The sequence below is a fragment of the Cyclobacterium salsum genome (genome assembly GCF_010119245.1).
Taxonomy (GTDB): domain Bacteria; phylum Bacteroidota; class Bacteroidia; order Cytophagales; family Cyclobacteriaceae; genus Cyclobacterium; species Cyclobacterium salsum.
The window spans coordinates 139,367-159,707 of the sequence record NZ_WNKG01000006.1; the positions used below are offsets into that span (position 1 = coordinate 139,367).

21 protein-coding genes are annotated in these 20,341 nt (G+C 45.9%); 15 read left to right on the plus strand and 6 right to left on the minus strand.

Features of this window, described 5'->3' with window-relative positions; genetic code table 11:
* Positions 1-4 precede the first annotated feature (4 nt).
* Positions 5-1,087 carry an Ldh family oxidoreductase gene (locus GJS45_RS11895; RefSeq protein ID WP_162342066.1) on the minus strand — a complete coding sequence of 361 codons (1,083 nt, stop codon included), beginning with the start codon at positions 1,085-1,087 and terminating at the stop codon, positions 5-7.
* A gap of 76 nt (positions 1,088-1,163) precedes the next feature.
* Entirely contained in the window at positions 1,164-2,129 is a 966-nt protein-coding gene (locus GJS45_RS11900; RefSeq protein ID WP_162342067.1) for a Ppx/GppA phosphatase family protein, read from the minus strand.
* A gap of 172 nt (positions 2,130-2,301) precedes the next feature.
* Here GJS45_RS11900 and GJS45_RS23955 point away from each other — a divergent pair, with 172 nt between their 5' ends.
* The 3 genes from GJS45_RS23955 to GJS45_RS11910 all read left to right on the plus strand — a co-directional run bounded on the left by GJS45_RS23955 (position 2,302) and on the right by GJS45_RS11910 (position 4,714).
* Positions 2,302-2,430 (plus strand): hypothetical protein, encoded by a 129-nt coding sequence (locus GJS45_RS23955; protein ID WP_262887939.1) that lies wholly within the window; start codon positions 2,302-2,304, stop codon positions 2,428-2,430.
* Positions 2,431-2,583: 153 nt separating this feature from the next.
* Positions 2,584-3,651, plus strand: coding sequence for a M42 family metallopeptidase (locus GJS45_RS11905; protein WP_162342068.1), 1,068 nt, complete (start codon positions 2,584-2,586; stop codon positions 3,649-3,651).
* 82 nt (positions 3,652-3,733) lie between these two features.
* Positions 3,734-4,714 carry a 2-hydroxyacid dehydrogenase gene (locus tag GJS45_RS11910; protein ID WP_162342069.1) on the plus strand — a complete coding sequence of 327 codons (981 nt, stop codon included), beginning with the start codon at positions 3,734-3,736 and terminating at the stop codon, positions 4,712-4,714.
* 12 nt (positions 4,715-4,726) lie between these two features.
* On the opposite strand, the gene GJS45_RS11915 is transcribed toward GJS45_RS11910, so the two are convergent.
* Positions 4,727-5,545, minus strand: coding sequence for a ZIP family metal transporter (locus GJS45_RS11915; protein ID WP_162342070.1), 819 nt, complete (start codon positions 5,543-5,545; stop codon positions 4,727-4,729).
* A 205-nt stretch (positions 5,546-5,750) separates the two neighbouring features.
* Here GJS45_RS11915 and GJS45_RS11920 point away from each other — a divergent pair, with 205 nt between their 5' ends.
* The 5 genes from GJS45_RS11920 to GJS45_RS11940 all read left to right on the plus strand — a co-directional run bounded on the left by GJS45_RS11920 (position 5,751) and on the right by GJS45_RS11940 (position 9,765).
* A complete protein-coding gene (locus tag GJS45_RS11920) occupies positions 5,751-6,398 on the plus strand; it encodes a metal-dependent transcriptional regulator (protein ID WP_162342071.1) in 648 nt (215 codons plus the stop codon).
* Between the two features lie 8 nt (positions 6,399-6,406).
* Positions 6,407-7,105 carry a 2-C-methyl-D-erythritol 4-phosphate cytidylyltransferase gene (locus GJS45_RS11925; protein WP_162342072.1) on the plus strand — a complete coding sequence of 233 codons (699 nt, stop codon included), beginning with the start codon at positions 6,407-6,409 and terminating at the stop codon, positions 7,103-7,105.
* A 107-nt stretch (positions 7,106-7,212) separates the two neighbouring features.
* Positions 7,213-7,962, plus strand: coding sequence for a LiaF transmembrane domain-containing protein (locus tag GJS45_RS11930; protein ID WP_162342073.1), 750 nt, complete (start codon positions 7,213-7,215; stop codon positions 7,960-7,962).
* A 14-nt stretch (positions 7,963-7,976) separates the two neighbouring features.
* Positions 7,977-9,020 (plus strand): sensor histidine kinase, encoded by a 1,044-nt coding sequence (locus tag GJS45_RS11935; protein ID WP_162342074.1) that lies wholly within the window; start codon positions 7,977-7,979, stop codon positions 9,018-9,020.
* A 1-nt stretch (position 9,021) separates the two neighbouring features.
* A complete protein-coding gene (locus tag GJS45_RS11940; protein WP_162342075.1) occupies positions 9,022-9,765 on the plus strand; it encodes a LytR/AlgR family response regulator transcription factor in 744 nt (247 codons plus the stop codon).
* A 75-nt stretch (positions 9,766-9,840) separates the two neighbouring features.
* Here the strand turns inward: GJS45_RS11940 and GJS45_RS11945 are convergent, their stop codons facing one another.
* Positions 9,841-10,062, minus strand: coding sequence for a DUF2795 domain-containing protein (locus tag GJS45_RS11945; RefSeq protein ID WP_010855875.1), 222 nt, complete (start codon positions 10,060-10,062; stop codon positions 9,841-9,843).
* Positions 10,063-10,139: 77 nt separating this feature from the next.
* A complete protein-coding gene (locus GJS45_RS11950) occupies positions 10,140-11,390 on the minus strand; it encodes a DUF349 domain-containing protein (RefSeq protein ID WP_162342076.1) in 1,251 nt (416 codons plus the stop codon).
* 130 nt (positions 11,391-11,520) lie between these two features.
* Here GJS45_RS11950 and ettA point away from each other — a divergent pair, with 130 nt between their 5' ends.
* Complete coding sequence (gene ettA, locus GJS45_RS11955) at positions 11,521-13,200, plus strand: energy-dependent translational throttle protein EttA (RefSeq protein WP_162342077.1); 1,680 nt, start codon at positions 11,521-11,523, stop codon at positions 13,198-13,200.
* 214 nt (positions 13,201-13,414) lie between these two features.
* Positions 13,415-14,746, plus strand: coding sequence for a pyridoxal phosphate-dependent aminotransferase (locus GJS45_RS11960; RefSeq protein WP_162342308.1), 1,332 nt, complete (start codon positions 13,415-13,417; stop codon positions 14,744-14,746).
* Here GJS45_RS11960 and GJS45_RS11965 read toward each other — a convergent pair.
* On the minus strand, positions 14,637-15,707 hold the full coding sequence (locus tag GJS45_RS11965; protein WP_162342078.1) for a zinc dependent phospholipase C family protein: 1,071 nt from the start codon (positions 15,705-15,707) through the stop codon (positions 14,637-14,639). The genes GJS45_RS11960 and GJS45_RS11965 overlap by 110 nt on opposite strands.
* 153 nt (positions 15,708-15,860) lie before the next feature.
* Between GJS45_RS11965 and rpsT the strand changes: the two genes are divergently transcribed.
* From rpsT to GJS45_RS11990, 5 genes are all read left to right on the plus strand, one after another.
* Positions 15,861-16,112 (plus strand): 30S ribosomal protein S20, encoded by a 252-nt coding sequence (gene rpsT / locus GJS45_RS11970; protein WP_162342079.1) that lies wholly within the window; start codon positions 15,861-15,863, stop codon positions 16,110-16,112.
* A 154-nt stretch (positions 16,113-16,266) separates the two neighbouring features.
* Positions 16,267-16,962, plus strand: coding sequence for a RadC family protein (radC, locus tag GJS45_RS11975; RefSeq protein WP_162342080.1), 696 nt, complete (start codon positions 16,267-16,269; stop codon positions 16,960-16,962).
* Positions 16,963-16,968: 6 nt separating this feature from the next.
* On the plus strand, positions 16,969-17,586 hold the full coding sequence (locus GJS45_RS11980) for a DUF1684 domain-containing protein (protein ID WP_162342081.1): 618 nt from the start codon (positions 16,969-16,971) through the stop codon (positions 17,584-17,586).
* A 54-nt stretch (positions 17,587-17,640) separates the two neighbouring features.
* A complete protein-coding gene (gene pheT, locus GJS45_RS11985; protein WP_162342082.1) occupies positions 17,641-20,052 on the plus strand; it encodes a phenylalanine--tRNA ligase subunit beta in 2,412 nt (803 codons plus the stop codon).
* Position 20,053: 1 nt separating this feature from the next.
* The gene (locus GJS45_RS11990) at positions 20,054-20,341 is read left to right on the plus strand and encodes a hypothetical protein (protein WP_162342083.1); all 288 of its coding nucleotides are present in this window, start codon (positions 20,054-20,056) and stop codon (positions 20,339-20,341) included.

The following is a 20,341-nucleotide window of genomic DNA, read 5'->3' on the forward strand; positions in this document are numbered from 1 at the left end:
ATGCCTAGTCGTTTGGTTTCCAGGATACCCCTAGTTTGTCACCCAGGGCTTTGAGATCTTCAATGACAGGATCTAGTAGTGGAATTCCATGTTGCCTGCGTTCTGCCTCTAACTCCCTCTCCGGATCCCCGGGAATCAATACCCTTTGCTGTCCTTTCACCGGTTCCGCTTCCCTAAAGCGTCCGATCCATTGATCCATGTGTTTTTTAAATTCATCTGCAGGTCGGAATGCATCGACGCTCATGGCACCGAAGAAATGCCCCAATCCTTCTCCTACGGGATTGGGATGTGGTTCCAGAAAAGCGACAAAGGGAGGAACCCAGGGGCCATAATTGGCCCCGGAGAGCACAGCGGAGAAAATATCTACCACCGATCCCAGCCCATATCCCTTATGGGAGCCATGTTCCCGATCGCCACCCAATGGCAATAAAGCACCCCCATCTTTGACCCCAAGTGGACTTGTAGTAGGATTTCCATTCCGATCCTGTATCCAGCCCAGCGGAGCATCCTGTTTTTTTCGCTGCAAAATTTCAAGTTTCCCGTTGGCAGCGGTGGTGGTGGCCATATCCAAAACGAAAGGAGGTTGATCATTTGCCGGGATAGCCACTGATATGGGGTTGGTACCAAGCATCCGTTCCTTGGAAAACGTAGGACTCACCAATGGGCTGGCATTGGTAAGGGAAATGCCAATCATATCATGCTTTAACGCTTCCATGGCATGAATACCAGCGATGCCATAATGGTTGGAATTCTTGACGGAGACCCAGCCGGTTCCGGCTGTTTTAGCCTTATCAATAGCTACCTGCATCGCAAAGGGGGCGACTACCAATCCCAGTCCGCCATCCCCATCTACTACCGCCGTGCTGGGGGTTTCGTGGACGATGCGTATCTCAGGAACGGCATTGATCCGGTTGGCTTCCCATAGTCGCACGTATCCCGACAGTCGGGCTACCCCGTGAGAATCCACGCCTCTTAGGTCTGCGGCCAAAAGCACGCGGGCAGCTGTAGCCGCATCTTTTTCTGGGCAGCCGATTTTTCGTAGGATTCTTTGGGTGAAATTTTCTAAATGATCAAAACTAAAATTCATACCTGCTAGGAATAGGGGTTACTTTTCGGGTGCAAAAATGCAAAAAGTAATAGGATCTGAGAAATATTGATTCGTTTTATTCCAGGCTGTTTACCGTTACTCCCAAGTTACGATCAACTCGTTCCATTATTTCAGCCAGGGCACCTTCTTTTAAGGAGTAGGTGGAGCAAAGCAAGTCACCACTATCGAGTTGACGAATAATATAGCGAATCAGGCAGGAGGCTACTACGATCATGTCCACTCGCATGGGAATCATTCCGGGAATCTGTAAGCGTTCTTCTTTGTTGAGATGGACCAGTCGGTCTGAGATCTCATAAAAAGCTTCCAAGGGCAGCAGGTGCTTATGGGTGGCCCTGTCTTTAGCGACCTCTTTGGAGGCAAGAAATATATCGGTAAGGGTATCAAAGGTACCAGAGGCACCCACCAATTGCTTTGGCTGAAATTGCCTAAGGGCGGCAATGAGTGGCTTAAGGTGTTCTGAAAGGTATTCGACCAGGTGGGTTCGATCCTCCTGAGACATGGGGTCCTGGTGGTGAAAGCGGTCCAGCATGCGCTGCCCACCAATCTCAAAACTCCCTTTCCAGTGGATTTTATGCCTGTTTCCAATGATAAATTCTACCGATCCGCCTCCAATGTCCATCATCAGGGCATTGGCATCGTCCAGGCATCCGCTCATTCTTATCCCTTTGTAAATCAATTCGGCTTCCCTGGCACCGTCAATTACCTGAATGTGGAAACCGGTTTGCTGTTGGATTTGCTGTACAAAGTCTTCGCCATTTTCTGCATTCCGAACGGCGCTGGTAGCAAAGGCAAATACATGGTCAATATGCTCCCCATGGATCAAATGCTTAAAATGATCCAGGGTATGAAGTGCTCGCTTTTGGGCATCGGGAAGAATGAGGTTTTGATTGATTCCTCCCTGTCCTATTTTTACAGGAACCTTTTCCTTGTAAAGGGTTTCAAATCCCTTTTCATCCAACGCCACCATTAGCAAATGGAAGGTATTGGTACCCATGTCAATGACGGCGGCCTTCTTTTTCATGAACCTGATTTTCAAAAGTTTCTGCGAATATATAAAGTTTATCTAAAAACCTTCCCTCCCAGTGTTTTATATTCAAAAAAATGGTAAAGAAAGCCTGTTTTTTGTTTTAGAGCCTAACCCCTGTAATAGATAAGCAACGGACAAGGCAGCCTTTCCCCACGGATAAGGGATAATGATACCACTTGTAAATGACGATCCTTCCTGCCAACCGATCAAGAAAACAAATGCAAAAATACCGGAGGAGGAATGGATCGATGAATGCCGGGCAGGTGACGACAAAACCCCTGAGTCCCCGATTTGATTGCCCGTTCTGAATAATATTTCATTCCTAAAACCAGATTATTCAGGTACTGGTTTTTTTCAACCCCATCTTATACGTAATTTTATCCCTTTGCTATCCGGAACTCCGGATCTTGCAAGTGCAATCATTCAATTGCTGTTGAAAAAATATACTATGAAGACAAACGAAAAATTTCTTTATGAATACCTCAATAATGCATCTCCAACTGGTTTTGAGGCACCTGGCCAACAAATTTGGTTGGATTATATCCGGCCTTTTGTAGACGATTATTTCACAGATGCCTACGGCACTGTTGTGGGGGTGATCAATCCAAAGGCTGAATTTAAAGTGGTCATTGAAGCACATGCAGATGAAATTAGTTGGTTTGTGAATTACATTACGCCCGAAGGGTACATTTACGTCATCCGAAACGGAGGGTCCGACCACATGATCGCTCCCTCCATGCGGGTAAATATTCACACGGACGATAAGGTGGTGCCAGGGGTTTTTGGTTGGCCAGCCATCCATGTAAGGGACAAGGCCAAGGAAGAAACGCCTAAAATGGATAATATATTTATAGACGTGGGAGCTCGGACGAAAGAAGAGGTTCTGGAAATGGGTATCCATGTAGGATGTGTGGTAACCTTCAAAGATGAATTGACGGACTTGAATAATAAATTTTATTCGGGAAGGGCACTGGATAACCGGATCGGAGGCTACATGATTGCTGAAGTAGCACGGGTGCTTCGTGAGGAAAAGGTGACATTACCGTTCGGACTTTATGTGGTCAATGCGGTGCAGGAAGAAATCGGATTGCGAGGGGCTGAGATGATTGCTGATCGCATCCAACCCAACGTGGCCATCATTACCGATGTTTGCCACGATACCACGGCCCCGATGTATAATAAAATTACCAGTGGGGATTATACCGCTGGCAATGGACCGGTACTGACTTGCGGGGCTGCCGTCCACAAAAAACTCCTGGACCTGATTATTGAAAGTGCAAGACGAAGGGAGATTCCCTTTCAACGTTCTGCTTCGTCACGGAGTACCGGTACCGACACGGATGCCTTTGCTTATTCCAATGGAGGGGTTCCGTCTGCATTGATTTCCCTTCCGCTGAAATACATGCATACTACTGTGGAGACAGCAAGTAAAAAGGATATCGAGCATGTCATTTCCCTGATGATGGGCTTTCTACAGGATTTTGACCAGAAATTTGATTTTCGGTACGTAAAATAAGTAGTCAACCGACACCCGTAGCGAAAGGCTCTGGCGATTTGATTCCAACGGGTAGGGCTTCGGGTGTCGTATTCTTTATTATATGAAAGTATTTATCAATAAAATTATTCCATCCGTCGGATTCCAAATGTTGGAAGCCGCTGGGGTGGAGTACACCGTGTGGAAGGAAAGGCCCATTTTAGACCGAGCACAGGCCATCCAGTTTTGCAAAGGTCACGATGCTTTTATCAGTGCCGGACAGGCAGGCCTGGATGCTGATTTTTTTCATCAGTGTCGCCATCTGAAAGTGGTCGCGCTGCATTCGGTAGGGTTTGATGGCGTAGACATCGCAGCGGCCACCAGGCAGGGGATACCTATAGGGAACACCCCAAACGTATTAAACAAAGCCACAGCAGAAACGGCCCTTTTGCTCATGCTTACGGTGGCACGCAGGGCGCTCTATCATCATAAAAAAATTAAAAAGGGCCAATGGGGTATATCACAGCCTACAGAGGGGCTGGGGATGGATCTGGCCGGCAAAACACTCGGAATAGTCGGGCTGGGAAGGATCGGAGCCGAGCTGGCAGCGATGTGTACCCAATCCTGGAATATGAAAATCCTGTATCACAACCGGAGCACCAATCCGGAAGCCGAGCAGGCATTTGGTGCCCGAAAGGTAAGCCTGGACGAGTTGCTAGCCCAGAGCGATGTCGTCTCCGTGCATACGGCACTTACCGACGAGACCAGAGGGATGTTTGGAATGGAGCAGTTTAAGAAAATGAAACCCAACGCCCTCTTTGTCAATACCTCCCGGGGAGCGGTACACAATGAAGAGGAATTGACTGCCGCTCTTCAAAAGGGAATTTTGTGGGGAGCAGGATTGGATGTCACCAATCCCGAACCCATGGATCCGGACAATCCACTGCTGGATATGGACAATGCGGTTGTGTTTCCTCACATAGGTTCAGCGACACAGGAAACCCGGGAAGCAATGACACGCTGTGCAGTGGAAAATACCCTGGCAGGATTGAAAGGAAAAAAATTGCCCTATCCGGTAAATCCGGAAGTCTATCAAAAGAAGTGATTTTCCGTTGGCTTATCCCAATGCAACATCCAGTATCATCATAATCGTAAAGCCTCCAATAAATCCAAGGGTGGCCAAATCGGTGTTTCCATCTTGCTGGCTTTCAGGGATCACTTCTTCAATGACCACGAATATCATGGCTCCGGCGGCAAAAGCGAGCGCATAGGGAAGTATCGGAGTGAACGTGGATATTGCCGCCGCTCCCAGTACACCGGCAATGGGTTCTACCAACGCGGAAGACTGGCCGTAGAAAAAGCTTTTTCGGCGGCTCATGCCCATACGTCTTAGTGGTACGGCCACTGCAATGCCTTCCGGTAGGTTTTGAATACCAATTCCCAGCGCCAATACCACGGCGCCTGCGATGGTAGCTTCAGGCACGGCTAATGCAGCTCCGCCAAACAACACCCCTACCGCCAGGCCCTCAGGTATATTGTGTAAGGTGATGGCCAATACCAGTAGGGTGGTTTTCTGCCAGGGAGTTTTGATGCCTTCCGCTTTCTTAAAATTAACATGGAGGTGAGGTAAAATCTTGTCCAGAAAAAAGATAAAAAGAGAGCCACCTACAAATCCCAGCGCAGCGGGCATGACCCTGGCGAAACCTTCTCCTTCGCTCATACTAATAGCTGGAGCCAGTAAACTCCAAAAACTGGCAGCCACCATGACACCGCCTGTGAAGCCAAGCATGGCATCCAGTAGCGGACGGTTCATCTGTTTGAAAAAAAAGACGAACCCGGCACCTACGGCTGTCAAAAACCAGGTGAATAGCGTCGCCAGCAAGGCGGCCTGTACCGCTGAAATACTTTCTAAATAACTAATGATTGTGTCAAACATACAGCGTTGTGATTGGGTAAGACCGGCAAGGAGTTCCTGCTTTGCCAAATCAGGTAGTTAGTATGCTCCAATACCAGGTCCGGGATGGATCCAGTAAATGGTATTCGATGTTTATTGGTAATTAGTTAAGGCAAATTTAAATAGTTAGAATAGACTAACAAATATATTTCAATTATTTTTTATCTTTGTTCGTAAAGTTTAGCGAATGAATAGCCAATCCATCGAAAACTACCTCAAAGTAATTTTCAATCAGGCCATCAGCACCGATGAAGTAAACACCACGGGCATTGCGCAGGCATTGGAAGTAAGCCTTCCTTCTGTCAATAGCATGGTGAAAAAATTGGCTGGTATGGGCTTTTTGGAATATGAAAAGTACCGACCACTGAAGATCACGGAAAAAGGCCGGCAGATGGCTGCCATGATTATTCGAAAACACCGGCTTACGGAAATGTACCTGGTAGAAAAAATGGGTTTTGGCTGGGAGGAAGTTCACGACATTGCAGAGCAACTGGAACACGTGCAATCGCCCCTGTTTTTTGACCGGATGGATGAATTGTTGGGATATCCGAAGCGGGATCCTCATGGTTCTCCCATACCCAATAAAAAGGGGCATATAGCTACGCTGGAATACCGCATGCTGGCCGATTGTCAGCCGGGTGAAAAAGTAGTGCTGAAGGCGTTGGGCCATACCTCAGATGCCTTTTTAAAATACCTGAACAGCAAAAATCTGGCATTGGGAGTGGAAGTAGAAGTAATCGCTCTAGAAATGTATGACAGGAATATGACGGTCGTTTATGACGGGCACCGGGAAGTATTATCTTCCTTGGTTTGTTCCAAATTATTGGTAAGTTAGACCTATTTATGGAAAGTGTTGCAACCAGGTATGCTGTTATTGTAGCCGGAGGATCCGGCACCCGAATGGGAACTGAAATTGCCAAACAGTACCTGGTAATTGGCGGTAAGCCCGTATTGATGCATACCTTGAATCAATTTTTTGGATATGATCCGGCTATTCGGCTTTTATTGGTTTTGCCAGAAGCAGATTTTACCTACTGGAAGAACCTGTGCCGGGAGCATGACTTTGCCATTCCTCATCAATTAGTGAAAGGGGGCAAGAGTAGGTTCGGCAGTGTTCGAAACGGGTTGGATTGTATTCCCGGCGATTCCGGCTTGGTAGCCATACACGATGGGGTAAGGCCGTTTGTAAATGGGCGGGTGATCCGGGAAAGTTTTGTAACTGCGGCGACTAGTGGAAGTGCAATAGCTGTGGTTCCGCTAAAGGATTCGATTCGGGAAGTACAGGGCCCTGATCAATCCGTATTTCGGGATCGGAGACAATTTCGATTGGTTCAAACCCCTCAGACGTTTCAACTGGCCAAAATAAAAGAGGCATTTGCAGGAGGAGAGAAGGAAATTTTTACCGATGACGCAACGGTTTATGAGCACATGGGCTGGGAGGTTTGCCTGATACCGGGAAATCCGGAAAACATCAAACTAACCAGTCCTGAGGATCTTGATTTTGCGAATTACCTGCTAAGCAAAGGGGAAGGGAGTATTTAACCCAAAATTCAGGTCGTTTATCGATTTTCAGGCAGCGCTGACAGAAAAGGTATGTTAGTATCTAGATCTGTCCGTTAAATTGCTTTCAAAATTAAACGAGTCAAACCATGAAAAACATACGAAATGGAAATCATGCACTGGGAGTGCTGATTTTAGTCATAGGCGCATTACTCCTTTTAAAGCAGGTTGGCGTGTTTATTCCCGGTTGGGTATTTTCCTGGCCGATGATCCTCATTGCGATAGGATTGTATTCCGGATATAAAAATGGTTTTCAAAATACCGGATCGGTGGTGCTATTGATCATTGGAGGGTTTTTCCTACTAAGAGATAAACTTTACTTGCCTTACGAACTGGGTCCTTACTTGTTTCCGCTGGCACTAATCTTTCTGGGGCTTTTTATTATTTTCAAAAAGAACAAAAACCCGGCAATCAATTGGAAAGACTGGGAGGGAAATTACGATAAGTGGGAGAAAAAGCTCCGGACAGGAAATGATCCGGATGGGCTTAATAAGGAAAGCTCGGATTACCTCAATGTGGAGGCCTTATTTTGCGGCCTAAAGCGCAAAGTTATGTCCAAAGATTTTAAAGGGGGGGAGATCACGACGGTTTTTGGGGGCTCTGACATTGATTTGATGCATGCAGATATTCAGAATCAGGCCGTCTTAAAGGTTTCTGTTGTATTTGGGGGAGTTAAGCTCATTGTACCGCCGCATTGGGACGTACAACTGGGCGTAAGTAACCTGGCCGCGGGTGTCGAAGACAAGCGCCACTTTCACCAGGCCAGCCCAGATCCTCAAAAGAAGTTGGTGATTACAGGGTCGGTCATTTTCGGAGGGATTGAGATTTCTTCCTACTGATTGGCTGACAGGCAATGGAAAACCAACTAAAAATCCATAAACTGACAGGTGAGCCGCTGGATCATATCGCTTTCCTCTTGATGGTTTTTGCCAGCATACTCGCTTGTTCCTTTTTCTGGCATCAGCAGTGGGAATGGGCGATCCAGGATGCTATTATGAGCACGCTGGCTTTTGGATTGGGAGTTTTTATCTTGAATATGATCCTCTATTACTACCCCATCGGTAAATTCAGAACCTGGCCGGCATTGATGTTTTCTTTGGTAATCACCATAGCACTTGTGTTCGCCTGTCGCTTACTTTGGAAAGGGGAGTTTTTGGGAGATCCGGAATTTTTACGGCTATTTGAAGAATCGCTTCCTTTTAGGGTCATCGTCGGGTTATTGTTGTTTCATCTAGCGGGATTGATCATCTTATCCGGCAAAACCTCCCTCAAAGAGTTTCAAATGATGCAGCAGGGAGAGTTGCGCCAGAAACTTTCAACGGATGCAGAGTTGCACTACCTTCGGCAACAAATGCAACCTCACTTTTTATTTAACAGCCTGAATTCGATCAATGCGCTGCTGGCCAGGCAGCCCGAAAAAGCCAGGGAAATGGTACAGGGACTTGCTGATTTTTACCGGGAAAATCTGAATAAGGACCCAAAGAAATGGGAAACCTTAACCAGGGAAATGAAAGTGATCGGCCAATACCTGGAGCTTGAGAAGATCAGGTTTGGCCATCGGCTAACCTACGAATTGGTAGTTCCAGCCGAAGCAGACGAATTGAAACTACCTTCACTTCTGATCCAGACCTTGGTAGAAAATGCAGTGAAGCATGGATTGTATGGTGTGACGGGTGATATCCTGATTCGTATTGAGGCAAGGAAAGAACAGCAATACCTGGAAGTAACGGTGCAGAACCCAACTGATAATCAGTCAGGTAAGGCTTCCGGAACCGGGTTCGGTTTAGATAGTTTGGAAAGAAGGTTATTTCTTATTTTTGGAAGGAAGGATTTGCTGACGCTTCGGAATTCAGCTGGGATTTTCAGTGCGATCATTAAAATTCCTCAGACTAACTGATATGATACGATGTGTGATTATTGATGACGAACCACTGGCCCGGGAGCTGCTAGCCGATTACCTGGCATCCTTTACGGATTTTGAAGTAGTGGGTGCTTTTCAGGATGGCTTTGAAGGGTTTAAGGGGATCGCAGAACTAAAACCGGACCTATTGTTTCTGGACATAGAAATGCCGAAAATCAATGGGTTTGAGTTGCTCGAACTACTGGAGGAGCCGCCGAAGGTGATTTTCACTACCGCATACGATACTTACGCCATTCAGGCATTTGACCAGCAGGCGATTGATTATTTATTAAAGCCGTTTTCAAAAGAACGATTGAGGCAGGCTCTGGAAAAAGTCACCAGAGAAGTTCAGGACCCGACCGAGTTTCCGTCCAAAGTCCGTGCTGCCAGCGAGGGCCTTCCTGTTCGGGATTATTTGAGGAGGGTTGTAGTTAAAACGGGAAATCGAATACATATTTTACCGGTGGATACGATCCATTTTTTTTCAGCGGAGGGTGATTATGTGAAAGTTGTTTCCGAAGGAAAAGGATATCTTAAACTGGGGACAATGGGCTATTTTGAAAAAGTACTTCATCCAAATGAATTTACGCGCATTCACCGATCTCATATAGTAAATGTTTCCATGATCAGTAAAATCGAACCTTTTCAGAAAGAAAATTTCCTGGTCTTCCTAAAAGACGGCACCCAACTGCCGGTTAGCAAAACGGGTATGGGCAGGTTGAGAAAAACGTTACGGATTTAAGGGCAGAAAAAGGCGCAGGGAAGTAGAAATAGAATCAAAAAAAGTGAAAAAGCCTTCCCGAGGAAGGCTTTTAGGTTAGTATTCGTCTTCGTTAAAGAAGAAATCATCTTTGGTCGGATAGTCCGGCCAGATTTCTTCTATGTTTTCATAAGGTTCGCCATCGTCTTCCAGCTCCTGAAGGTTTTCTACCACCTCTAAGGGGGCTCCTGACCGGATAGCAAAGTCAATTAACTCATCTTTAGTGGCAGGCCACGGAGCGTCTTCCAAATAGGAGGCAAGTTCTAAAGTCCAATACATAGTCTACACAAATTTAAACGTCCCCTTGAACGGGGTGCAAAAATAGAAATTCTTTTTAAAACACAAACGATTACGATTCAATTGTTTGTAAGTTCTTTTAATATGTGGTTTTTAACGTCCACTTTTCGTTTATGAGCAGCGATTTTCCGTCGCATCATTTGGTCAAAATCGCTCTCTTGGGTCCTGAAATTTTCCGTATTTTCTTTGACGGTGTTCAATTCCCGCTGGTCCCTTGCAATTAGATCTTTTAGTAACCCGGATTTTATGGTGACTTGTTCGTCTGGGTCTTTCGAATCAAAATCCGGGTACTTGGAATGACACAATTTATCCAGAAAAGACTTCTCGAATACGATTTCTGAAAAGAATACGAAGGAGCCAATACTTTGTTGTGCGTTTCTTGGTTTTTTTGGTGGGAGTTTCTTCCACTCCGCCTGTAGCCGTTTTGCTTGTGCCAGCTTCGTGTCATCAATCTTTCCTTTGGAAAGTCCTTTCATTTCTGTGGCCAACTTCTCAATTTTCTTTATCACCAACCCCGGACTGAGGCTGGGAGTATTCTGACTCACACGCTTAAAGCGGCTAAAGATGCGGTTATTTAACTTGGAAAATTCATCCCAAATGGGCTGTCTCTTAGCCGCCGGAACTCTTCCGGAGGCCTTCCATTGTTTCTGAATTTTCTTGCTGATTTCAAAGGCCGTTTTCGCGTCAGGTAGATCATGGGCCTCTCTCGCTTGTTCAAGCAAGCTTTCGTAAACCTTAATGTTCTGCTCTGCCTGTAACGCGAGTCCATCAAAATAGTTCTTACGGTTGCCGTAAAAAATGTCTAGTATATCCTGAAATTTTTTCTCTATTTCATCCTGAACTTCTTTCTCTACCGGACCGGTTTTGAGCCATTTTAATTTTAACTCTTTAAAAGCTTCGGAAGCTTCTTTCCAATCCGTGCTATTTTTAATGGCGTCGGCTTCTTCGATCAGTGCTTTTTTTATTTCCAGATTTTTTTGCCGGTTGGATTGAATAATCTCTTCCAAGTAAGCTTCTTTTTCCTCAAGTTCCCGGATTAGGGCTGGAAAATCTCCCAAACCATCGTAGCTCATAAGAGCGTTTTTGAGGTGGATCAGTTTCATTAGGAACGACCCTTTATTTTGGTTTTCCTCAATGTCCTTTTTTAGGTTTTCTACCTTTTGCTTGATGGTTTCGTACCGGTCTTCGAAATAGCGAATGGTGGAAGCCTCATCCTCCTTCACCTCTCCGATGACACGGTCTTCTTGTCCCAAAAATCCTTTCAAGTAAATTTTGTCCTCTTTTATATATCCATAGGGATGCTCCGTCATGATCAGCAAGGTTGGTTGTAATTCTGAAGTGGTTTTTCCAATTTCTGCAAATTAATTAATAATGCTTCATTTATCCTAAGAAAGCGGATTTTTTACCATCTTTGTTGATTGAATTAAACGCAAAAGAACCATGAGTAACGAAAAAATAATTTTTTCTATGGCAGGGGTGTCTAAAATATATCCTCCACAGAAGAAAGTACTGAAAGAGATCTACCTCTCGTTTTTTTATGGGGCCAAAATTGGCGTACTGGGCCTAAACGGCTCCGGAAAAAGCTCCCTGCTTCGGATTATTGCCGGGGAGGATACAGAGTTTCAGGGGGAAGTCGTCTGGTCACCCGGCTATTCGGTGGGCATGCTGGAGCAGGAGCCTGAACTGGATCCTACCAAAACAGTAAAAGAAATTGTAGAAGAAGCCGTTGCCGATACGATTCAGCTGCTCAAGGATTTTGAAACGATAAACGAAAAATTCATGGACCCGGCCGTCATGGACGACCCCGATGCCATGGATAAATTAATCCAACAGCAAGGCGAAGTACAGGAAAAGATCGATGCAGCCAACGCATGGGAACTGGAGACCATGTTGGATAAAGCCATGGATGCCTTAAGGCTTCCTCCCGCAGATGCAAAAGTTGAAAACCTTTCCGGAGGGGAAAAACGAAGGGTTGCCTTGTGTCGCTTGCTGCTTCAAGAGCCGGATGTACTGTTACTGGACGAGCCCACAAACCACCTGGATGCGGAATCGGTGCTATGGCTGGAGCAGCATCTCAAGCTGTACAAAGGTACCGTCATTGCCGTAACCCACGACCGGTATTTCCTGGACAATGTGGCCGGATGGATACTGGAACTGGACAGGGGAGAAGGGATCCCCTGGAAAGGAAACTATTCCAGTTGGCTGGAACAAAAGCAGGATAGACTGAAAAAAGAAGAAAAAACAGAATCCAAAAGACAAAAAACGCTGGAGCGGGAACTGGAATGGATCCGCATGTCACCCAAGGCCAAACAGTCCAAGGGGAAAGCCAGGCTAAATGCCTACGATAAACTGGTAGGTGAAGATGCCAAGGAGAAAGAATCCAAACTGGAACTCTACATTCCCCCAGGTCCGCGGCTGGGCAGCAAGGTCATAGAAGTAAAAGGGGTGTCCAAAGCATTTGGCGAGAAACTCCTGTTTGATGACCTGACCTTTTCCCTCCCTCAGGGGGGCATCGTGGGCGTAATTGGCCCCAATGGAGCCGGAAAGTCCACCTTATTCAATATGATTACCGGTAAAGAAAAACCCGATGCCGGTCATTTTGAAATAGGAGAAACCGTAGAGATCGCCTATGTGGATCAGGAACACGATGATCTGGATCCGAAGAAGTCCGTTTATGAGACCATCACGGATGGTAATGAATTTATCCCCCTGGGTAATAAGGAAATCAATGGACGGGCATACGTCAGTCGGTTTAATTTTGGCGGGGCCGATCAGGAAAAGAAAGTAGGGGTACTATCCGGAGGCGAAAGAAACCGGGTGCACCTCGCCATGACGCTAAAAAAAGGAGGCAACCTCCTGCTTTTGGATGAGCCTACCAATGACCTGGACGTGAATACCCTGCGATCCCTGGAAGAAGCCCTGGAAAATTTTGGAGGCTGTGCCGTCATCATTTCCCACGACCGTTGGTTTTTGGACAGAATTTGTACCCATATTCTGTCATTTGAGGGAGATAGTTCCGTGTATTGGTTTGAAGGGAACTTCTCTGAATATGAAGAAAATAAAAAGAAGCGATTGGGCGATGTGATGCCGAAGCGGATCAAATACAAAAAACTGAAGTAAATTCCCCGTTGCCCGGGGAACGGGAGGTCAAGCTTTGAAAGCCTATCAGGTTTGCAAAATTTCGATTCTGATACGAAACTTCGAGAAAAGATTCTCAGGAAGGTAAATAGGGGGAGAAACCATTCGGTTTCCCCTCTTTTTTTTATTTTCCCGTACAGGTTGTTTTGCTTTTTTGTTTCTTTGTGTCTGTTTAGCACCATTGCGGGAAATTATGATGAGACAATTGCTATTGCGTCCGGGCGCTGGAGAACTGAATTACGAGATCAGGGGCATCGTTAAAAAAGCACGGATGATCGAAGATCTGGGGTATTCCATCACTTGGGAGAATATTGGGGACCCCATTCAGAAACACAATACCATTCCGGAATGGATGAAAGAAATTGTCGCGGATTTGGTTCAGGACGATCATTCGTACGGCTACGCAGATAGCAAAGGAATGATGGCCACGCGAACATTTTTGGCGGGTCTGAACAATCAAAAAGGAGGCGTTAAGATTGGCCCTGAAGACATCTTGTTTTTTAATGGCCTCGGAGATGGGATCGCAAAGCTCTATCAATTTCTGATTCCAACGGCCCGAATTATTGGTCCATCCCCTGCCTATTCTACACACAGCTCCGCAGAGGCAGCGCATGCCAATACCCGTCCACTCACCTATAACCTGGACCCGGATAATAATTGGTACCCAGATATGGAGGATTTGTATAATAAGGTAAAGTACAACTCTTCGATAGTAGGTATTCTGATCATAAACCCCGACAATCCAACCGGGATGGTCTATCCAAGAGAAGTGTTGGATCGGTTTGTGGAATTAGCACGGGAATTCAATTTGTTGCTGATCGCAGATGAAATTTACCAAAACATCACCTATAACGGATATAAAGCCATCAGCCTGGCCGAGATTCTGGGCGATGACCTTCCCGGGATTTCCCTGAAAGGTATTTCCAAGGAGTTTCCCTGGCCCGGGTCCCGCTGTGGGTGGATGGAGTTTTATAATCAGCATACTTCAGAAGAATTTTCCAAGCTTTGTACTACTTTGGAGAATGCAAAAATGATCGAGGTTTGTTCTACTACCCTTCCTCAGCTTGCCATTCCCAAAATCATGAGCCATCCGGCCTATCAGGAGTACCGGAAAACGGCCAACGCCGCCATCGGTACCCGAAGCCGTATTTTGGAGGAAGTATTGGGAGCAGTCAGCGGGATTAAGTTTAATAAAACCAAAGGAGCTTTTTACAATACGGTCATCTTTGAGGAAGGCGTATTGGATCACCAACAGTATTTACCCATTCAGGATGAGCGCGTTAAAAAGTACCTGGACCTTTGGCTTCAGGAAAAGGAGATGCCTCATGACAAACGATTTGTGTACAATTTGCTGGCGGCGGAAAGAATTTGCGTGGTTCCGGTCAGTTCCTTTTGTTCGGACTTGAGGGGATTCAGAGTCACGCTGCTGGAGGAAAACGAGGACGTCTTTCGAAATACTTTCGAAAGGCTGGCCCGCAGTATACATACCTACCTGAATTCTTCCAAAAACGTTTTGGTGGACTCGTAAGGCTGGTTTCATGTTGCCGGACTTTTAGAGATGGGTCCTTCGGAATAAAGATGCTATCGCTTTCCTCAGGGTCCTGCTCTATAAAAGGAGCATCCTTTCCAAAGTCTGGCTGGCCGGCTAGAATCCAGGCGGAATACCAAAAATCAGCAATGAGTTTGATGGTTTGCCGCATTTGCCTCTCCACCTGGCCAGCCAGCATCCGATGATAGGCCTCGCTGAAATCCCGGGAATATACCCGTGTATTGATGCCGCCTCGTTCTTCGAAACTGTATTTTTTATCGGCTGGAAATCGATCATTTAGCAATGCCTCAAAACCCAGTACGGAGTCCAGGGCGGCATGCGATTGGGCAATCGTGCGCCAGATCACTTGCTGAGGGTCGGAGATATATTCGGCTTTTCCTACAAAGAAATTGTAGCTTTCGGCATAGAGTTCCGGTAGCCTTGACTCCCAAAATCCATGAATTCCATATTGGCCCGTGAATTGTCCGTTGTAATTTTTGGTGGTATGGAGCGGAACGTGAATATCGCCCAGGTAATGCCCTAAATCCGCTGCCAGGCGAAGAATGACTTCCGTATCTTTTTGCTCAAAAGCCCGGACCAATTGTAAGAATGTCAGGTAAGTACTCCAGGGAGCGATTCCGGATTGGCGAAGGCTGTCTTCTCCTATAAGGGCTACCGCCTCCGGCCAGTACTGGGGTAAGATCTGAAGGGCGCTGTCGCCGTACACATCCAGGTCTATGAAATGTTTTTCAGCTTCCCCCTTGACGGCATACCGTCTGCGGTCCGGGTTTACTGCCTTTTCCCGTAAGTATCCCTGGTGCGGTTTGAAAAACACCATCAGTTCAGGTGGTAGCGAAAAAATGGCTTGCCTGTTGATCAGTTTGTGGGCATAAAACCCCCATGCCTGAAGCTGAGTGGAAGAAACCAGCAAAACCATGAGTAGATACACGATTCTCATCATCAGATAGATTATTGCTGAATGAATTTACAAAAAATCGCCTAAAATAGACAACCATTTCGAGTCCATATTTAGATAAAAGTTTTGCAATTAAAAATTAAACGCTTAAATTTGCGATCCATAAAGAATTAGGACTAAAAGTTAATCATATAGCATATGGCAAATCACAAATCGGCTTTAAAGAGAATTCGTGCAAATGAAGCCAAAAGATTGAGGAATAGGTATCAGGCCAAAACCACCCGGACGTTTATCAAAAAATTGAGAAACACCGAAGACAAATCAGAGGCGCAGGAATTGTTGAAGCAGGTTACTTCCATGCTGGATAAGCTGGCGAAGAAAAATGTCATACATAGAAACAATGCGGCCAACAAAAAGTCGAAGTTAACAAAGCTGGTAAACGCTATTTAAAAAGCGCGTTTTTTGAAGAAAGTAATGCCCTCCTGAGAATCCGGGAGGGTTTTTTTGTGCTATTTTGTTAATTTTTTTAAAAGTATTCCTTAGATTGAAAGGGCGATGAATTTAGGAGGCAGACAGGACAACCCTTATCCACTTATTTTTTACCATGGAAGAGTACCAGTCGATACGTATTTCCGCCCTTGCGGAGGAAGATCGTCCTCGTGAGAAGTTACTTCTACGGGGAAAGGCGCAGCTATCGGATGCGGAATTGATTGCCATTTTGATTGGTTCGGGTACCCAACACCTAAGTGCGGTAGACCTTTCCAGGCATATTCTCAAAAGTGTCGACCATGATCTTTCCCAATTGGCAAAACTATCCGTCAATGACCTGAAGAAGTTTAAGGGAATCGGGGAAGCTAAGGCTATCAGTATCGTCAGTGCACTGGAATTGGGGAGACGGCGAAAAGATGCTGAACCCCAGAAAAAAGCAAAGATTACCTCATCCGCAGATGTCTACCGGCTGATGCGCCAGGAGATGCAGGATGAATCGGTAGAATATTTTTATGTTCTTTTTCTAAATCGTAGCAACTTTGTCATTAAAAAACAGCTAATTAGCCAGGGAGGGACTTCAGCAACCATTGCCGATCCAAAATTGATTTTTAAATTTGGAATTGAGCAGTTGGCCAATGCCTTGATTTTGGTTCATAATCATCCCTCAGGCAATCTTAAGCCCTCTGCGGCAGATATTGGCCTTACTAAAAAACTTTGCCTGGTCGGTAAAAACCTGGAGCTTCCTGTTCTGGATCATATTATTTTCACGGATGTTGGCTATTTTAGCTTTGCAGATGAAGGCATGATTTAATTCCCTATGAATAAGAAAAACCTATTTTGGGCCATCGTAGCCCTGGTGATTACAGCGTCCCTGGTGTATACATTTACCGGTACGGAGGATCCGGAACTTTATCGAAATACCATTGAGGCAGAGAGAGAACGCCAATTTAAATATCTCAAGTATAATTTGGAGTCTCCCCTAACGGATGAACAAAAAGACGAATTGGATTCACTGGATTTTTATCCCATTGATCCGGACTATAAGGTGCGGGCAAGGATGGAGCCGGTGGCCAATAGAAACATAATGGAGGTGCCCATGACGGACGGAAGCGTGGAACGGTACATTCGGCATTCCTTTGCCGTTTTCGACCTGAAGGGAGAGCCGCTCAGGTTACTATTGCTACAGGCAGAAGATGAAATGGATCGAAGGAATTTTTTTCTGGCATTTGCGGACGAAACTTCCGCCGATGAGACCTATGGGGGCGGACGCTATCTGAACCTACGGCAGGATGGGCAATCCTCTATTACGATAGACTTTAATCTGGCTTATAATCCCTATTGCGCCTATAATCCTGATTTTGCCTGTCCCATTCCTCCCCGGGAAAATATTCTCGAAATACCGATCCGGGCCGGGGAGAAAAATTACGATAAATAACCTTTCAGTAGAGGCCAATTATCGTAAATTTGTCATTTAGTCAAAACTACAAAAATGAAAATTTCGATCAATAGACTCAAAGATTACATACCTTTTGACCAATCTCCGGAAGAAATTGCTGATCTACTGACAGCCTCTGGCCTGGAGGTGGAGGGCATCGCAAGCTATGAATCCGTTAAGGGAAGCTTGAAAGGAATTGTGGTCGGGGAAGTAATCAGTTGTGAACCACACCCGAATGCCGACAAACTTAGCCTTACCCTGGTGGATGTAGGAGATCGAATGCTGCCCATTGTATGTGGTGCACCGAATGTAGCCAAAGGGCAAAAAGTTCCTGTCGCTACCGTTGGGACCACGCTTTATCCCAAAGAGGGAGGGTCCTTTGAAATTAAGAAAGCTAAAATCCGGGGAGAAGTTTCCGAAGGGATGATTTGTGCAGAGGATGAGTTGGGATTGGGGGCCAGCCACGAGGGTATTCTGGTGTTGGACACGGATTTGCCTAACGGGAGTCCGGTGGCTCCGCTATTCGAAATCAGCGAGTCGAAAGTACTGGAAATCGGGCTTACCCCCAACCGGGCAGATGCGGCCTCTCATTTGGGCGTAGCCAGGGACTTGAAAGCATTGTTGCGCAAGGAGCTCCATATGCCGGACCTGTCCGGATTTTCCGTAGCTCGTGAAGATCGCACTTTTAAGGTGACGGTTGAAGACCAAAAGGATTGTCCCCGGTATGCAGGACTTACGATCAGCGGGGTGAAGGCAACTCCTTCTCCGAAGTGGTTGCAAGACTACTTGAAAGCCCTCGATTTGGAACCTATAAATGTAATCGTAGACATTACCAACTTCATCTTGCACGATCTGGGGCAACCGCTTCATGGCTTTGATGCTGATAAAATAAATGGAAGCGAAATACAGGTCAGGAAATTGCCAAAAGGGACGACTTTCACCACCCTGGACGGTAAGGAAAGAATGCTGACAGGAGAAGAGCTTATGATTTGCGACAGCGAGGGGGGGCTTTGCATGGCGGGAATTCTCGGAGGGCAGCATTCCGGCGTTTCAGATAGCACCACCACTTTGTTTTTGGAAAGTGCCTGCTTTGGAGCAGATGTGATCCGAAAAGGTGCGCAGCATCATGGAATAAAGACAGACGCTTCCTTTCGATTCGAGCGAGGAACCGACCCGAACATGCCGGTTTTTGCATTACAAAGAGCGGCCATGCTGATATGCGAGTTGACAGGAGGAGAAGTCAGTTCCGGCATAGTGGACTACTATCCTGAGCCGGTAGCAGATGTCCGAATTCCGGTAAAATACCGCCATGTAGACCGGCTAATCGGAGCAGTGATCGACCGGAGCGAAATCAAAACAATCCTTGAATCACTGGATATCCGGGTGGAGCAGGAGACAGCGGAGGGGTTTCAGGCATTGGTGCCCCCTTATCGGGTGGATGTTACCCGGGAGGCGGATGTCATTGAGGAAATCTTAAGAATCTACGGGTTTGACTCCATTCCTTTGGAAGAAAATTACCAGTCGGAATACCTGGCGGAGCATCAGGAAAAAGACCGGAATAAGCTGCAGTACCGGGTTTCGGAAGCCCTTGCGGGCATGGGGTACAATGAAATCATTACCAATTCTCTGACTAGCGCTGCTTATTCAATGGCAAGCGGGTTCCTAAACGCTGAAGAAGATGTAGTGATTCTGAACAAACTAAGTGAAGATCTGGATGTGCTACGGCAAACACTCCTGTACACGGGATTGGAAGTATTGGTACACAATATCAACCGGCGTCAAAAGGATTTAAAATTATTTGAGTTTGGGACCGTTTATTTCAAAAAGGCAAACGGATATAGGGAAGGGAAGCGACTTTCCCTTTTTCTAACCGGAAATTCCAACAAGGAAAACTGGATCCATCCGGTAAACGAGGTGGGCTTTCCGGAACTGTATGCGGTGGTAGAAGCACTTTTAACCAAGCTAAATATATCGCTGCCAGACGTGGAAATGGTTGAAGAGGAACCCTATACCTATGGGCTGGTATTGAGGAACAAGCAGCAGGAGATTGGGAAAATCGGACTTTTGAGCCCAGCGGCAGCAAGGCAGGCATCTGTAAAGCAAGCCGTGTTTTATGCGGAACTGGATTGGGACAGCTTGGTTCGAATGGCTAAGGCGCAGGAAAAATTCAAGGAGATATCGAGGTATCCCGAAGTAAGAAGGGATCTTTCATTGGTGATTGATCAGCAGGTTAGTTTTGAGGAACTTCGGCAGATAGCGAATAAGGTGGGAGGAAAGCTGCTGAAGCGAATCAATGTTTTTGATGTGTACAAAGGAGATAAAGTGGAGTCCAATCAAAAGGCCTATGCGTTGAGTTTTTACCTTCAGGACGATCAACAGACCCTGACGGATAAAATGATTGATAAGACCATGAATAAATTAATGGCTGCCTTTGAAAAAAATGCAGGGGCATTGATCAGAAAATAAAATGAAGGATTTTGAGGAGCTTCAGAAGCTGGAAAGGCTGACAGAACAGGTCGAACAGAAGGTCAGGCTGCTCGAACAGGAAAATTCTGCCCTCAAAAATCAACTTTTGTCCTATCAAAAGAAACTGTCGGATCAGGAAGAAGCACTCGAAGATTTTAAAAATCAAATTAAAATTAGTAAAATTGTAAGAAACATACCGGTAGAAAATAAAGCGTCTGCTGAATTGAAGGGGAGAATTGATAGCTATATAAAAGAAATCGATAAGATTATCACTTACCTGTCTGAATAA

Excerpts from the sequence above, each read along its gene's own strand:
- GJS45_RS11895 (WP_162342066.1), bottom strand. The coding sequence starts at position 1,087 with ATGAATTTTAGTTTTGATCATTTAGAAAATTTCACCCAAAGAATCCTA.
- GJS45_RS11900 (WP_162342067.1), bottom strand. The coding sequence starts at position 2,129 with ATGAAAAAGAAGGCCGCCGTCATTGACATGGGTACCAATACCTTCCAT.
- GJS45_RS23955 (WP_262887939.1), top strand. The coding sequence starts at position 2,302 with ATGATACCACTTGTAAATGACGATCCTTCCTGCCAACCGATCAAGAAA.
- GJS45_RS11905 (WP_162342068.1), top strand. The coding sequence starts at position 2,584 with ATGAAGACAAACGAAAAATTTCTTTATGAATACCTCAATAATGCATCT.
- GJS45_RS11910 (WP_162342069.1), top strand. The coding sequence starts at position 3,734 with ATGAAAGTATTTATCAATAAAATTATTCCATCCGTCGGATTCCAAATG.
- GJS45_RS11915 (WP_162342070.1), bottom strand. The coding sequence starts at position 5,545 with ATGTTTGACACAATCATTAGTTATTTAGAAAGTATTTCAGCGGTACAG.
- GJS45_RS11920 (WP_162342071.1), top strand. The coding sequence starts at position 5,751 with ATGAATAGCCAATCCATCGAAAACTACCTCAAAGTAATTTTCAATCAG.
- GJS45_RS11925 (WP_162342072.1), top strand. The coding sequence starts at position 6,407 with ATGGAAAGTGTTGCAACCAGGTATGCTGTTATTGTAGCCGGAGGATCC.
- GJS45_RS11930 (WP_162342073.1), top strand. The coding sequence starts at position 7,213 with ATGAAAAACATACGAAATGGAAATCATGCACTGGGAGTGCTGATTTTA.
- GJS45_RS11935 (WP_162342074.1), top strand. The coding sequence starts at position 7,977 with ATGGAAAACCAACTAAAAATCCATAAACTGACAGGTGAGCCGCTGGAT.
- GJS45_RS11940 (WP_162342075.1), top strand. The coding sequence starts at position 9,022 with ATGATACGATGTGTGATTATTGATGACGAACCACTGGCCCGGGAGCTG.
- GJS45_RS11945 (WP_010855875.1), bottom strand. The coding sequence starts at position 10,062 with ATGTATTGGACTTTAGAACTTGCCTCCTATTTGGAAGACGCTCCGTGG.
- GJS45_RS11950 (WP_162342076.1), bottom strand. The coding sequence starts at position 11,390 with ATGACGGAGCATCCCTATGGATATATAAAAGAGGACAAAATTTACTTG.
- ettA (WP_162342077.1), top strand. The coding sequence starts at position 11,521 with ATGAGTAACGAAAAAATAATTTTTTCTATGGCAGGGGTGTCTAAAATA.
- GJS45_RS11960 (WP_162342308.1), top strand. The coding sequence starts at position 13,415 with ATGAGACAATTGCTATTGCGTCCGGGCGCTGGAGAACTGAATTACGAG.
- GJS45_RS11965 (WP_162342078.1), bottom strand. The coding sequence starts at position 15,707 with ATGATGAGAATCGTGTATCTACTCATGGTTTTGCTGGTTTCTTCCACT.
- rpsT (WP_162342079.1), top strand. The coding sequence starts at position 15,861 with ATGGCAAATCACAAATCGGCTTTAAAGAGAATTCGTGCAAATGAAGCC.
- radC (WP_162342080.1), top strand. The coding sequence starts at position 16,267 with ATGGAAGAGTACCAGTCGATACGTATTTCCGCCCTTGCGGAGGAAGAT.
- GJS45_RS11980 (WP_162342081.1), top strand. The coding sequence starts at position 16,969 with ATGAATAAGAAAAACCTATTTTGGGCCATCGTAGCCCTGGTGATTACA.
- pheT (WP_162342082.1), top strand. The coding sequence starts at position 17,641 with ATGAAAATTTCGATCAATAGACTCAAAGATTACATACCTTTTGACCAA.
- GJS45_RS11990 (WP_162342083.1), top strand. The coding sequence starts at position 20,054 with ATGAAGGATTTTGAGGAGCTTCAGAAGCTGGAAAGGCTGACAGAACAG.